Genomic DNA, 14027 nt, shown 5'->3' with positions numbered 1-14027 from the left:
GTTGCGACGTCCTGTTCGCCATGCTGCGCGACGGCACCATTTACCAACCCAAGTCAGCCCCTAACGCTTGACGAAACACATAGGGGCACCCCCCCGTTGTCGTCCGTTCCCGTCAGTGACGGGTGCCCAGATAGGCCGCCAGCACATCCGGATGCCTGCGCACCTCGTCGGGCCTGCCGTCGGCGATTTTCCTGCCGTAATCAAGCACCACCACGTGATCGGACACGCCCATCACGACGCCGATGTCATGCTCGATCAGCACCACGGTCACCCCGAGATGCGCGTTGGCATCGAGCACGTATTCGGCCATCGCATGCTTCTCGTCGGCGTTCATCCCGGCCATCGGCTCGTCGAGCAACAAAAGGCGCGGCGCGGCCGCGAGCGCGCGCGCCAGTTCAACGCGTTTTTGCAAGCCATACGACAGCGTGCCGACCACCGTGTCGCGATGGGCCTGCAGGTCGAGTTTCTCGATCACACGTTCCGCGTACCTGCGTTGTTCGGCCTCGTCATGGCGTGCGCGTCCGACATGCAGCGTCTGCTCCAGCCAGGTGCTGCGTCGATGCAGGTTGCGCCCCGTGAGCACGTTGTCGAATACGCTCATCCGGCGAAACAGCGCGAGATTCTGGAACGTGCGCGCGATGCCTCGGTGCGCGGCGCGATACGGATCCATGCGCCGGTACACCTGCCCGTCGAACCGGACGGCACCCTGCTCCGGCCGATATACGCCGTTGATCACGTTGAGCAGCGAACTCTTGCCCGCGCCGTTGGGTCCGATCAGCGCGCAGATTTCGCCCGCCGCCACCTCGAAACTGATGTCGGTGACGGCCTTGACGCCCTTGAACGACAGCGAGATGCGCTCGAGCGCGAGCAGCGGCGGTGCGGTCTGAGTCATGCGTCTCGCTCCGGGTCAGGCCGCGACCGGCTGCTGGCGGCTTTCGAGTTCGCGCACGAGCGGCAGCACCTTCTTGCCGAAGTACTCGACTTCGTCGATGAAATGCAGGAACCCGGCCAGCACCAAATCGACGCCGATCGCCTTCAACGCGACAATGCGCTCCGCGATCTGCTGCGGCGTGCCGATCAGGTTCGTGCGGAAGCCGTCGTTGTACTGCACGAGATCCTCGAACGTCGATTTCGCCCAGTTGCCTTCGCCCTCCGGCGACGCCTTGCCCGCCTGCTTCACCGCGTCGCCGAACGCATTGACCGCCTCGACGTGCGCATGCGCAATGATGTCGTCGAGCACGGCCTTCGCCTCTTCCTCGGTATCACGCGCGATCACGAACGCGTTCACGCCGATCCGTACGCGATGGTTGTTCGCGGCCGCCTTGGCACGAATATCGTCGATCTGCGCCTTCAGGTTCTCCGGCGTATTGCCGTTGGTGAAATACCAGTCCGACACGCTCGCCGCGTTGTCGCGCGCCGCGCGCGAGCTGCCGCCCTGGAAGATCTCCGGATGCGGCTTCTGCACCGGCTTCGGGCTCAGCGTGTAATCGTTGAAGCGGTAGAAGTCGCCCTTGAACGTGAAGTTGTCCTGGGTCCAGATGCCCTTGAGCGCCTGGATGAATTCCTTCGAACGCCGATAGCGTTCGTCGTGCTCGAGCCACGGCTCGCCGATCGCGGTGAATTCGCCCTTGAACCAGCCGCTCACGACGTTGATCGCGATGCGCCCGTTCGAAATGTGGTCGATCGTCGCGAGCTGCTTCGCGACCACCGCCGGATGCCACGGCCCCGGCAGGATCGCGGCGAGCACCTTGAGCTTCGTCGTCGCATGCAGCAGCGCCTGGCTGAACGACACCGACTCGTGCTGGTATTCGGCGCCGTAGCCGGCGGTGAAGCGGATCTGGCTCAGCGCGTAGTCGAAGCCGGCCGCCTCGGCCGTGCGTGCGAGCTGCTGGTTGTATTCGAGGCTCCAGTCGGTACGCTGCTCGATCGTGCTGACGACGAGGCCGCCGCTGACGTTCGGCACCCAGTACGCGAATTTGACGGCATCGGCGGAAGAAGTCGTGTTGCTCATGGACATGTCCTGGTTGGAAAGTATCGAGATTCACGCGACCGGCACGGCCGCGGAAGATTCAAATCCGCCGACTTCGCGAACGAGCGGGACGGCCCGCTCGATGGCCAGCCGGATGCGCCCGCGCAACTCGGGGCTCGTAATCGTGTAGTTCTGGAAATCCCGTTCGGACGCGTACACGCCAATCGGCAAGGTACGCGCCTGGAAAAAACTGAACAGCGGGCGCAATTGATGGTCAATGACCAGCGCATGACGTTCGCTGCCCCCCGTCGCAGCCAGCAGAACGGGCACGTCGATCAGCGCCTCGTGATGCACAAGATCGAACAGATGCTTGAAGAGCCCCGTATACGAAGCCCGATAGACAGGACTTCCTACGATCAATGCATCCGCCTCCTCGATCGCGCGCAACTGTCGCTCCAGTTCGTCGCCGGCATCCGCTCTCGACAGCACACCGGACAGCACCGGCGCGATCGCCCCGAGTTCGATCAAATGCGGCTCGACAGGCAACTCGGCACGCAAGCCGGACAGCAACGCCTCCGACAGCGCGAGCGTTCGTGACGGCCGCGAGGTGTTGCCCGATACCGCAACGACCTTGTATGTCTTCTTTCCCATCAAGCATTCCTCTTCATCTGTCGCACGAGTCCGATAACGTCGACCAACCATCTAGCGAATACCGTGCCAAACACGCCTCTTCCGTTCCGCAACGGAAAAAATGGGCTCAATCTACGGTCACGCCGCGACATTTCGCGGATCGCAAGCCGATCCTTAAATCATTCCGAACGGACTGGAATCCATATCTCCGATCCAGATGACTGACCCGCAGCATCCCTGCTTCCGGGCCGCGTCACGAGCAGCATCAGGAGTAAAAAGAAGGCGTCGGAAAACGCTCGTTGAGGGCCCAGTCCCCCAACTCGCGAATCTTGTAGTCGATCGGATCGTGCAGGGTATGAACACGCAGGTTCCGCCAGAACCGATCGAACCGCAGCGCGGCCGTCGTTGCCCGCGCGCCGGTCACTTCGAACATGCGCTGCGTGATATCGAGACCAGCCTGCGCAGACGAAACCTTCGCCGCCGCGACGGCTATCGCCACCTCGCCCCGTTCGCGTTCCGTCAGCGCCGCCTCGCGCCGCCAGGCCACATCGAACGCGCCCGCGGCGCGCTCGACCAATGCGCTTGCCCCCTCGATGGCAAGCCAGAACCGACCGTAGTGACCCTGCACATACAGATCCTCCGTCGGATGCGATGCCGGAGACGCGACCCACGATCGCGTACTCTCCCGCGTAAAATCCCGCGCGGCGCCTATCGCGCCTTCGCCGAGACCAAGATAGATATGCGCCAGAATCAACTGGGCCAACAGCGGCCGCAAGCATGCAAACGGCGAAGACAAAGGCCCCGGATCGGCTAGGATCTCGTCGCCGGCCACCTTCACCTGTTCGAACAGCACCGTCCCGCTATCCGTCTGACGCTGCCCCATGTTGTCCCAATCGTCGAGGATCGCGATCCCTTCGCGCGCAGTCGGCACCACGCCAATCAGCAAACGTCCCTGCGCATCGAAAGCCGACGCCAGCAGGCGATCCGAATCGGCCGCGCCGGAGCAGAAGCTCTTGCGCCCGACGAAAACCCATCCGTCCGCCCCATCCGATTCCGCGCGCGTACCCTTGTCGAGCGGATTGAGCGCGTTCCCCCAGAACCAGCGTTGCGAAACGGTCCGCTCCAGCCAGGGCTCCCACTGCTGCGGGCGCCCGAACAAGCGCACTGTCGCGAGATGCAGATGGTGAAAAGCGAAGAGATGCGCGAGCGAGCTGTCCACCCGAGCGAGACGCCGTACGACGGCCAGCGTGCCGGACCAGGTCGCTCCGTGCCCCCCCGTATGCGCGGGGCACGCTCAGCGCAAGCAAGCCGCTATCGCGAAGTACTCGACGCTCGTGCAACGCCGTTCCACCCGCCCGGTCGCGCGCTATCGCCGTACGTGCCAGCTCCTGCACGACGGACTCCACCACGGGCTGCCACGCGGCCATTTCGACTGTCTCCGCACCGATATGCTTCATGAGCGAAACACCTTCTGATCGACATTGTTCGAGCAGACGCTCACGCATGTTCCATGCCATGGGCTAATGGAATCAAAAGCATCAGAACCAGCAGGCGCCGCTCGTGCCCCGTAACGGGCTTGCACACGACCGACGACGGTTGCAATCCAAGCAGTGCCAAGCTGATGACGATCGATGCGCGTATGGCCGGCACCGCGCCGCCGCCCGTCGGGAGAAACTCATTCGTGGCGTTGCCCGCTCTGACGAGCCGATCGCCGCGCGTGCTCATCAATCAGCATTCCGTCAGCAGGATGCTGACCACCAAGCAACCGCGCCCCTTCCCGCTGCCTGAAAATCAAGCTTCTGATTTGGATATGAAAATTCGTTGCTTTCCAGGAAGCATCGACGCAAAGAGAATCCCTCACACCGGAACACTACGCCGCACTTCACTCTTACCTTTCACATGGCAACACTCTCGACCTATCCGGATACGATCGGGCTTCGCGGCACGCCCTCCGATACCTCGGCAGTACGCGTCATCGCCGAAGAACTGGCTGCCCGATTCGGGCAGACCGCCGCCGAGCGAGATCGTGCGGGCGGCACGCCAAAGGCCGAGCGCGATGCGCTACGCGCCAGCGGCCTGTTGCGACTCAGTATTCCAGCCGTCTATGGCGGACTCGGTGCGAACTGGCTGACCACGCTGAACGTCGTGCGTACGCTCGCGCGTGCCGACGGCTCGCTTGCCCACCTGTTTGGTTTTCATCATCTGCTGCTTGCCACCGTCCGTCTGTTCGGCGCCGCCGAGCAATGGGAGCCATGGTTCCAGCAGACGGCCGCCCACGACTGGTTCTGGGGCAACGCGCTCAATCCGCTCGACGAGCGCACGATCAGTTCTCCGGGCAACGGCTGGCTCGAGTTCAGTGGCCAGAAAAGCTTCTGCTCCGGCGCACTCGATTCCGAAATGCTGATCGCTTCCGCTCGGGACGTCGACACCAACGCGCTGCTCATCGCGGCTGTCCCGACGCACCGCAGCGGCATTTCCATCTCCGAGGACTGGAACAATATCGGCCAGCGCCAAACCGACAGCGGCACCGTGACCTTCGAACGGGTGCGCGTCGAGCATCACGAAATCCTCTCTGATCCCGGACCGCTCTCCACACCGTTCGCCTGCCTTCGCCCGTTGATCGCGCAGCTCGTCCTCACGAACGTCTACCTGGGCATCAGCGAGGGCGCTTTCAACGACGCACGACACTACACCTTGCACGAGGCCCGACCCTGGCCCTCGTCCCGTGCGGAAAGAACCGACGACGACCCCTATATCCTCGGCCAGTATGGAGAGTTCTGGGCTGGCCTCGAGGCCGTCCGCGTTCTGGCCGACCGCGCCGCCGCCCGACTCGACGATGCATGGGCACTCGGCGCGGCACTCAGCGACGATGAGCGCGGAGAAGTCGCGATTGCGGTCGCGAGCGCAAAAGTCTCGGCGATACGGACCGGGCTGGACGTTTGTACCCGCATGTTCGACGTCGCGGGCGCACGCGCTACCCACGGCGCACTGGGTCTGGACAGACACTGGCGCAACCTGCGCACCCACTCGCTGCACGATCCGTTGGCCTACAAACTGCGGGAACTCGGCGAGTGGGCACTCAAACGAACCTACCCCCAACCGACCTTCTACTCATGAACCGCCCGCTCCCTCCCGCCCAACCGGGCGACCCGGATGACACTGCCGACCCGGACGTGCTGACCTTGCCGGATCGGCACGCGCTCACCACCTCGATCCGTGCACGCGCGCAGGTCTTCGTCGATCCACGCTCACTCGCGTTGCTCAACCAGATACGCATGATCGCGCCCAGCGACGCAAGCGTGCTCATCATCGGTGAAACCGGAACCGGGAAAGAGCTGATTGCCCGCCACGTACACAATCTGAGCCATCGCAAGAATCAGCCGTTCGTCGCGGTCAACTGCGGCGCGTTTTCGGAAACGCTGGTGGAGAGCGAACTGTTCGGCCACGAGAAGGGGGCGTTCACGGGCGCGTTCAGCGCCAAGCCCGGATGGTTCGAGGCGGCCAACGGCGGCACGTTGTTCCTCGACGAGATCGGCGATCTCCCGCTGTCGATGCAGGTCAAGCTCCTGCGCGTGCTGCAGGAGCGCGAAATCGTCCGGCTCGGGGCGCGTCACAGTATTCCGATCAATGTGCGCGTGGTCGCGGCCACCAACGTGCATCTCGACGATGCCGTCGCGGCAGGCCACTTCCGCGGCGATCTGTTCTACAGGCTCAACGTCGTCCAGCTCGCGATCCCCGCACTACGCGAACGCCCGGGCGACGTCCTTCCGCTCGCGCGATACTTCATCGAAGACTATCGCGGTCGTCTTGGCTACGGCCCCGCGGATATCGACAGACGAGCCGAACAGAAGCTGCTTGCGCATAACTGGCCCGGCAATATCCGCGAACTGGAGAACGTGATCCACCACGCACTGCTGGTCAGCCGCCATGATCTGCTCCAGGATTCCGATCTCCAGATCCGGTATGGCGACACGACGTTCGCCCGCCGTCACGAGTCGACGCCACACCTTGATCCTCAGGAAACGTTCGAGCAGGCGCTACGCTGCCTGTTCGACGCGGAACACGACAATTTGTTCGAGCATATCGAGGATACCGTGATGCGCGTGGCCTTCGAATTCAGCCACCGCAATCAGATCCAGGCAGCGAAGCTGCTCGGCATCAGCCGCAACGTATTGCGTGCACGCCTGATCCGGGCAAAGGAAATCAACGCCTTGAAGTAGCACGCGCCGAAGCGATGCCGTGCATGACATGCATTGCGTCGCCGGCTCATGCGCGAAAGCATCGGAATACATGAATCGCTCGCAGTCGTCGCTCACGTGCACGCATACCGAAAAGCAGCGATGCCGAACATGTACACGTTACGCAGCAATCCTTTTCAATTCGGCAAGTCCCGCTTGAAGAAGTAAAGGGAGCGGGATACACCTAGTCCGCTCCTCGCACGCGTTCAGGCGGCAACCGTGGAAGTGCCTTGCGCACCCGGCCCGCTGCCGATGGCCCAGACATACGGCGGCTCGGTACCGTTGATTTCCCGATCGCCGACGATGCGGGCCTTGAACACCAGCGGATTGTGCGAGGCCGCCGTGCGCGCGTTGCGCCAGTGGCGATCGAGGCCCTTCGCGGCACTCGAGCCCGATGCGCCAAGCGCGTTGAACAGATCGGTCGTCGCGCGCAGCACGAGGTCCGACACCACGATCTGAGCACGCGCCGAATCCAGTTCCGCGTCGACATTCGCACGGTGCTCGGCTTGCTCGTCGCCGCCAAAACGTGCCTCGTACGCACGCTGCGACGCCTCGCTCGCGCGCACCGCCGTGGCCTCGGCCGCGAATACGCGCGCAGCCACCTCTCCCACCACCTGCTGGATCTGCGGATCCTGCGCGAACGACGGGGCGTTGCCGTGGCTGAAGATGCGCTTGCGCGAACTCACCTCGCGCGCGATGTCACGCAGCGCGGCGCGCCCGGTGCCCGCGAGCACCGCGAGCAGCACGAGCTGGTAGAACGCCGTCTGATACTTGAAGCGCGTCGCGAAGTCGAACACGTTCTGCGCATCGACTCGCGCCGCGTCGAAGCGGGTCGTGCCGCTACCGGTCGTGCGCTGACCGAAGCCGTCCCAGTCGTCGCTGCGTTGCACGCCGGGTTGGTTCGTCCGGACGGCCGCGATCACGTCTCGGCCGTCTTCATCGCGCGCGAATACGTCGATCCAGTCCGCGAAGATGCTTCCGGTCGAATAGTATTTCTCTCCGTCGAGGATCCAGCCATCCCCGTCGCGCCGCACACGGGTAATCACATCGCCTATCGCGACGCTGCCAACTTCGGTCCACGCGTTGCCGACGAGTTCTCCGGCGACAAAGCGCCGGAACCATTCGTCACGCGCCACATCCGGCGCGGAATTCAGCCGATCCTCGACGAAAGCGAAGTGGCCTCGCAACGCCTGCGGCAGGTTCGAATCGGCGGCGGCCAGTTCGATGAGAAGCTGTATCAATTGCGGCAACGACGCGCCCGCGCCGCCATGCTCGACCGGTACGCGAACCGCGCCGAACCCACTCTCCCTGAGCCATTCGATCGGGTCATACGGCAACGTGCGGGAACGTTCACGTTCGAGCGCCCCGTCTGCGATACGCGCGAAAACCGGGCGGAAGCGCTCCGCCAGGCGCTCGTAATCCGTGCCCCGCGACAGCTGGGCATCGGAATGATGGACGGATTTCAGATGATTTGAAGCGGTCATGTCGGCTCCGGCAGATTGGAAATGGCGTCGAAAGCATCACCCGATGCAGAAACCGTGCCATACCGCACAAGCACCGTCCGGCATTGAAATCCCCTCACCGCAATTTCAATGCTGCTGATTCCGCAGCAAACATGCTGACATGCTGCTGGCGGACAGCGGTCATCGGGTGTGTCGCTTCATGATCTCCTTCGCCGCGCCTCCATATCGCCGGAACGGAACGCCCTCAGGACGCCGGATCCGCCGGCACCGCGTGCCATCGCGCGGCAAATTGACGGGTATGAGGCATCAACGGATGCGGCTTCGACGTCGCGTGCGGCGCGTGACGCGCACGTCGGTCCCCGGCACGCCGTAATGGGCGTGCGGCGTCGACTCGTCGAGGCCTTCCAGAGACGCGCGAAATAGCGCGAAACCAGGGTCCGGGTATCGCCCAGGCCCGTCGTGATGATCGGTACCCGCAGACGGTTGATGACGTCCAGCGTCCTGTTCGCGTCTTTTGCATGTCGACAACCTCGGTACGCGCCAGCCCCCGCGGAACGCCCGGCTCAAGTGACCCTCCTTACATCATAAGATTGCATTTTCACATTTAATGTGATTTTATTATCACATACTACAGTCGCCGCCCCATGCTCGCGGCGCACCTCATATCAAAGGAAGAGACGCAGATGGAGACAATCGCCGTCATCGGCAGCAACATGGTCGACCTCGTGACCTACGTCACACGCATGCCCGGCCGGGGCGAAACGCTCGAGGCGCCGAACTTCGAGCTCGGCTGCGGCGGCAAGGGCGCGAACCAGGCCGTCGCGGCCGCGCGCCTCGGCGCGCGTGTCGTGATGGTCACGAAGGTCGGCGACGACGTGTTCGCCGACAACACGATCCGCAACTTCGAACGCGAGGGAATCGACGCCACGCACGTGCGCAAGGTCGCCGGCGTACCGAGCGGCGTCGCGCCGATCTTCGTCGAACCCGATTCGAGCAACAGCATCCTGATCGTCAAGGGCGCGAACCGCCACCTGCGGCCGGCCGACATCGACGCGGCCGCGCCGGCGCTCGCCGAATGCGCGCTGATCGTGCTGCAGCTCGAGATCGAGCTCGACACCGTCTATCACGCGATCGAATTCGGCGCACGGCACGGCATCCCCGTGCTGCTGAATCCCGCGCCGGCGGTGGCCGACCTCGATTTCGAACGGATCCGCTCCGTCGAATTCTTCGTGCCGAACGAAACCGAGCTCGCGATCGTGTCGGGCATGCCGGTCGATTCGCGCGAAAGCGCCACTCGCGCCGCCGAAGCGCTGGTCGCACGCGGGCTGAAGCACGTGCTCGTCACGCTCGGCGACCAAGGCTCGCTGCTCGTCTCGCGCGACGGCGCCCGGCACGTGCCGGGCGTCCCGGTCGACGCACGCGACACGACGGGCGCGGGCGATGCGTATATCGGCTGCTTCGCGCGCTGCTACGCCAGGTCGCGCGATGCCGTCGACGCGATGCGCTACGCATCCGCGTACGCCGCGCATTCGGTCACGGGCCTCGGCACGCAGAAGTCGTACGCCGACGCCGCGACGTTCGAACGCTTCCTCCACGACGCCGGCCTCTGAACGGCGCCTTCATCGACGAGACATTGGGAAGGAGACACCCATGAGCCGAGCCAGGATCGAACACACACCCGACGGCTACTACCTGAACCGCACGCCGCTCTTCGCGTTCACGCTGCTGTGCTGCCTGTTCGCGCTGTGGGGCACCGCCGCGAACCTGAACGACGTGCTGATCGCGCAGTTCAAGAAGTCGTTCTTCCTGTCCGATTTCGAATCGGCATTCGTGCAGTCCGCGTTCTATCTTGGCTACTTCTTCCTCGCGATTCCGGCCGCGACCGTCGTGAAGAAGTTCAGCTACAAGACGACGATCCTCGTCGGCCTGCTGCTCTACACGACCGGCTGCCTGCTGTTCTTCCCGGCCGCGTCGATGGCGAAATACGGGATGTTCCTCGTCGCGCTGTTCGTGATCGCCGCGGGCCTGTCGTTCCTCGAGACGGCGTCGAACTCGTATTCGACGCTGATGGGCCCGCGCGACACCAGCACGCGGCGGCTGAACATCTCGCAGACGTTCTATCCGTTCGGCGCGATGGCCGGCGTCTACATGGGCAGCTTCCTGATCTTCAAGGAAGGCGACGCGTCGCATGCGCAGCTCGCGGCGATGTCGGCCGCCGACGCACACGTACACCAGCTCGCGATGATCCAGGCGACACTCGAGCCGTACAAGTGGCTGATCGTCGTGCTCGTCGCGGTATTCATCGTATTCGCGCTCACGCCCTACCCGGCCTGCAAGGGCAACGGTCCCGGCGCGGTCACGCACCGGATCGACGCGCGCGGCACACTCGCACGCCTGTTCGGCAACCGGCGCTTCGTCGCGGGCGTGGTCGCGCAATTCCTCTATGTCGGCGCGCAGGTCGGCGTGTGGAGCTTCACGATCCGGCTCGCGATGCAGATCGGCGGCCTCACCGAGCGCGGCGCGTCGCGCTACCTGCTCGCGACGTTCTTCGCGTTCTTCGTCGGCAAGCTGGTCGCGACACTCGTGATGAAGCGCGTCGGCCCGGCCAAGGTGCTGATCGTCTACGGCATCCTGTGCATCGCGCTGCTCGCGTATACGATCAGCGTGCACAACATCACGGCCGTCTATGCGGCCGTGTGCGTGAGCGTGTTCCTCGGCCCGTGCTGGCCGACGATCTACGGCCTGACGATCGAAGGCCTCGGCAAGGACACCGAATACGGCGGCTCGATCCTCGTGATGAGCATCGTCGGCGGCGCGGTCGTGCCGCTGATCCAGGGGCTGATCTCCGATCACACCGGCGGCAACATGCAGCTCGCGTTCGTCGTGCCGCTCGCATGCTTCGTCGTGATCGTCTACTACGGCTTCCACTGCCTGCGTCACCTGCCGGCCGCGACGCCCGACGCAGCCGCCGACGGCCGTGCGCCCGCGCGCTACGCCGCATCGCGCAACACGTCGGGAGCGTGACCATGCGAGGCGAAATCGAACTGCGGCGCGACGACTTCCGCGAAACGCCACGCACGCTGTACCGCACCGACGGCCTCACCGTCACCGCGTTCGCGTATCCGTCGGGCGTCGAGGCGCTGAAGCTCGAAAACCGCCGCGGCCATCTCGTCGTGCTGCCGTATCTCGGCCAGATGATCTGGGCCGCCGAATTCGACGGCCGCGACCTGACGATGAAACACATGTTCCGGCAGCCGAAGCGCGCCGCATCGATCATCGATACCTACGGCTGCTTCATGTTCCACAGTGGGCTGCTGCGCAACGGCTGTCCGGGGCCGGACGACACACATGCGCTGCACGGCGAGATGCCGTGCGCGCCGATGGACCGCGCGAGCCTCGTCGTCGGCACGGATGCGCGCGGCGCGAGCGTCGAAGTGACCGGCGAATACGAGCACGTGCAGGGCTTCGGCAGCCACTATGTCGCGCGTCCGTCGGTACGGCTCGCGGAGCACGAGGCGCGGATGACGATCGCGATGGGCGTGACGAATCTCGGCGGCACGCCGATGGACCTGATGTACATGGCCCACCTGAACTACGCGTACGTGCCGGGCGGCCGCTTCGTGCAATCGCTGTCGCGCGGCGGGTTGCGACTGCGCGACAGCGTGCCGGCACACGTGAAGCCGACCGCCGCGTGGCGCGACTACACGGCCACGCTCGCGCGCGAACCCGAGCGGCTGACGACGCTCGATACGCCCGCGCTGTACGACCCCGAGATCGTGTTCTTCATGAACGGTGCGGAAACGGACGCCGATGGCATCGCGCATTTCCGGCTCGCGCATCCGGATGGCGGCGCATTCCACACCGCGTACCGCCCCGGGCAATTCCCGCATGCGACGCGCTGGATCCTGCATAACGCGGACCAGCAGGTCGCCGCGTTTGCGCTGCCGTCGACCTGCGAGCCGGAGGGATATGAAGCGGAGCGCCGCAAGGGCCATGTCGCGGCGCTCGCGCCGGGCGCGACGCGCCGCTTCGACGTGCTCACCGGCTACCTGAGCGCGGCGGAAGCACGTGATGCCTGATGCGATGCAACGCGCGACGCATGGCCGCGGGTCATCAGGTCACGAGCGCGATGCCGTGTTCGCGGATCGCCGTTTCGTAGCGGTGGCTCAGTTGCCCGTCGGAGATCACGTAGTTGAAATCGGTCAGCTCGGCGAAATAGGCCGCGCGCACTTCGTCGAACTTCGTGTGGTCGACGAGCAGGAAGCGATTCTGTGCGCGCGCCATCACCTTCTTCTTCGCGTCGACCTCGTGGAAGTTGAAGCACGTGACGCCGCAGCGCTCGCTGACGCCGGCCGCCGAGATGAATGCCTTCGACACGCGCACCGAGTCGAGGATGCCCGTTTCGGCGACCGATTCGAACACCATGTTCTGGCGGTGATACGCGCCGCCGCACAGGATCACGTTGCAATGCGGCTTCTGCTGCAGCTTCGCGAATACGTTCAGCGAGTTGCAGACCGCCGTGAACTCGAGGTCGTCCGGGATGAAATCGACGATGAACGGCGTGGTCGAGCCGCAATCGACGAAGATCGTGTCGCCGGTCGTCACGAACTGAGCGGCCAGCTTGCCGATGCGGCGCTTTTCCTCGGTCTGCCGGTTGTTCTCGGCACTGATCAGGTACTCGCCGATGTCGCTGCGCTGCGCGGCGAAATGGCGCGTCACATAGCCGCCGATCAGGCTGAGGCCGTGCGGGTTGTCCGCGAGATCGCGGCGGATCGTCATCTCGGAGACGCCGAACAGCTCGGCGACTTCCTTCAGATGAATCGCGTTCTGCCCTTGCAGCACGTTCATCAAGGTCTTGATCCGTTCGCCCTTCTTCGTTTCCATGCCAGTATCCTGCCTACCCGTCGCGTGTCGTGCCGGGCGCCCAGGCCCGGCCGGAATGTCGTATTTGTAACAAACCGATGTGAAAACATCAACTTTCCGTGTGCCCTTCCGGCACACGAACCGTGGAGTCCTGACACATGCCGCTTTCCAACGCCCAACTCGCCCACACCATCGATCACACGCTGCTCGCGCCCGACGCGCGCGACGCGCAGATCCGCGAACTCTGCCGCCAGGCGGCCGAGCATCGCTTTTACTCGGTCTGCGTGAATTCGGCGAACGTGCCGCTCGCCGCACGCGAGCTGGCCGATACCGGCGTACTCGTCTGCGCGGTGGTCGGCTTCCCGCTCGGTGCGGGGCTGTCGGCCGCGAAGGCATTCGAAGCCACCGCCGCGATCGACGCGGGCGCCGGCGAGATCGACATGGTGATCAACATCGGCGCGCTGAAGAGCGGCCGCGCCGACGACGTGAAGGCCGACATCGCGGCCGTCCACCGCGCATGCGGCGCGGTGCCGCTCAAGGTGATCCTGGAAACCGGGCTGCTGACGGACGACGAGAAGGTGCGCGTGTGCGAGATGTGCCGCGATCTCGGCGTCGCGTTCGTGAAGACGTCGACCGGATTCGGCCACGGCGGCGCGACGCTCGCGGATGTCGCGCTGATGCGCCGCACGGTCGGCCCGGCACTCGGCGTGAAGGCCTCGGGCGGCGTGCGCGATCGCGCGGCCGCACTCGCGATGCTCGAGGCCGGCGCGACGCGGCTCGGCACGAGCTCGGGCGTCGCGATCGTCACCGATCAGGCAGGCGGCGGGTCGGGGTACTGACGACGCCAACGGCGCACGGCCGCAT

The 14027-nt window shown here is 64.7% G+C and carries 12 protein-coding genes and 1 pseudogene; 6 read left to right on the top strand and 7 right to left on the bottom strand.

Annotation, left to right across the window (positions count from 1 at the left end):
* Window positions 1–112: 112 nt before the first annotated feature.
* The 5 genes and pseudogenes from HWX00_RS36050 to HWX00_RS36030 all read right to left on the bottom strand — a co-directional run bounded on the left by HWX00_RS36050 (window position 113) and on the right by HWX00_RS36030 (window position 4324).
* A complete protein-coding gene (locus HWX00_RS36050) occupies window positions 113–892 on the bottom strand; it encodes an ABC transporter ATP-binding protein (RefSeq protein ID WP_034190397.1) in 780 nt (259 codons plus the stop codon).
* 15 nt (window positions 893–907) lie between these two features.
* Window positions 908–2011 (bottom strand): dimethylsulfone monooxygenase SfnG, encoded by a 1104-nt coding sequence (gene sfnG, locus HWX00_RS36045; RefSeq protein ID WP_175029072.1) that lies wholly within the window; start codon window positions 2009–2011, stop codon window positions 908–910.
* A 30-nt stretch (window positions 2012–2041) separates the two neighbouring features.
* Window positions 2042–2620 (bottom strand): FMN reductase, encoded by a 579-nt coding sequence (gene msuE / locus HWX00_RS36040; RefSeq protein ID WP_034191103.1) that lies wholly within the window; start codon window positions 2618–2620, stop codon window positions 2042–2044.
* A 244-nt stretch (window positions 2621–2864) separates the two neighbouring features.
* Window positions 2865–4056, bottom strand: a pseudogene (locus HWX00_RS36035) (acyl-CoA dehydrogenase family protein).
* Window positions 4057–4096: 40 nt separating this feature from the next.
* Window positions 4097–4324, bottom strand: coding sequence for a hypothetical protein (locus HWX00_RS36030; RefSeq protein WP_175029073.1), 228 nt, complete (start codon window positions 4322–4324; stop codon window positions 4097–4099).
* 174 nt (window positions 4325–4498) lie between these two features.
* Between HWX00_RS36030 and HWX00_RS36025 the strand changes: the two genes are divergently transcribed.
* The gene (locus tag HWX00_RS36025; RefSeq protein WP_175029074.1) at window positions 4499–5716 is read left to right on the top strand and encodes an acyl-CoA dehydrogenase family protein; all 1218 of its coding nucleotides are present in this window, start codon (window positions 4499–4501) and stop codon (window positions 5714–5716) included.
* Window positions 5713–6819: a sigma-54 interaction domain-containing protein gene (locus HWX00_RS36020; RefSeq protein ID WP_175029075.1), complete on the top strand. Its 1107-nt coding sequence runs from the start codon at window positions 5713–5715 to the stop codon at window positions 6817–6819. The genes HWX00_RS36025 and HWX00_RS36020 overlap by 4 nt, the downstream gene beginning before the upstream one ends.
* Before the next feature lie 224 nt (window positions 6820–7043).
* Here the strand turns inward: HWX00_RS36020 and HWX00_RS36015 are convergent, their stop codons facing one another.
* On the bottom strand, window positions 7044–8321 hold the full coding sequence (locus HWX00_RS36015) for an acyl-CoA dehydrogenase family protein (protein ID WP_049034843.1): 1278 nt from the start codon (window positions 8319–8321) through the stop codon (window positions 7044–7046).
* Window positions 8322–8983: 662 nt separating this feature from the next.
* Between HWX00_RS36015 and rbsK the strand changes: the two genes are divergently transcribed.
* From rbsK to HWX00_RS36000, 3 genes are read left to right on the top strand one after another with little or no spacing between them, the layout of a single operon-like run.
* On the top strand, window positions 8984–9910 hold the full coding sequence (gene rbsK / locus HWX00_RS36010) for a ribokinase (RefSeq protein ID WP_175029076.1): 927 nt from the start codon (window positions 8984–8986) through the stop codon (window positions 9908–9910).
* A 40-nt stretch (window positions 9911–9950) separates the two neighbouring features.
* Window positions 9951–11324: an L-fucose:H+ symporter permease gene (fucP, locus tag HWX00_RS36005; RefSeq protein ID WP_175029077.1), complete on the top strand. Its 1374-nt coding sequence runs from the start codon at window positions 9951–9953 to the stop codon at window positions 11322–11324.
* A gap of 2 nt (window positions 11325–11326) precedes the next feature.
* Window positions 11327–12379, top strand: a complete 1053-nt coding sequence (locus HWX00_RS36000) for an aldose 1-epimerase family protein (RefSeq protein WP_175029078.1) — start codon at window positions 11327–11329, stop codon at window positions 12377–12379.
* A 34-nt stretch (window positions 12380–12413) separates the two neighbouring features.
* Here HWX00_RS36000 and deoR read toward each other — a convergent pair whose 3' ends face one another.
* A complete protein-coding gene (deoR, locus tag HWX00_RS35995) occupies window positions 12414–13184 on the bottom strand; it encodes a DNA-binding transcriptional repressor DeoR (protein WP_034191096.1) in 771 nt (256 codons plus the stop codon).
* Window positions 13185–13321: 137 nt separating this feature from the next.
* Here deoR and deoC point away from each other — a divergent pair, with 137 nt between their 5' ends.
* The gene (deoC, locus tag HWX00_RS35990) at window positions 13322–14002 is read left to right on the top strand and encodes a deoxyribose-phosphate aldolase (protein WP_034191095.1); all 681 of its coding nucleotides are present in this window, start codon (window positions 13322–13324) and stop codon (window positions 14000–14002) included.
* The last annotated feature ends 25 nt before the right edge of the window (window positions 14003–14027 follow it).

The organism is Burkholderia seminalis DSM 23518 (genome assembly GCF_902832885.1).
Lineage (GTDB): Bacteria > Pseudomonadota > Gammaproteobacteria > Burkholderiales > Burkholderiaceae > Burkholderia > Burkholderia seminalis.
Note: the sequence above shows the minus strand (reverse complement) of the source record. Positions and strands in the feature narration are given on the sequence as shown.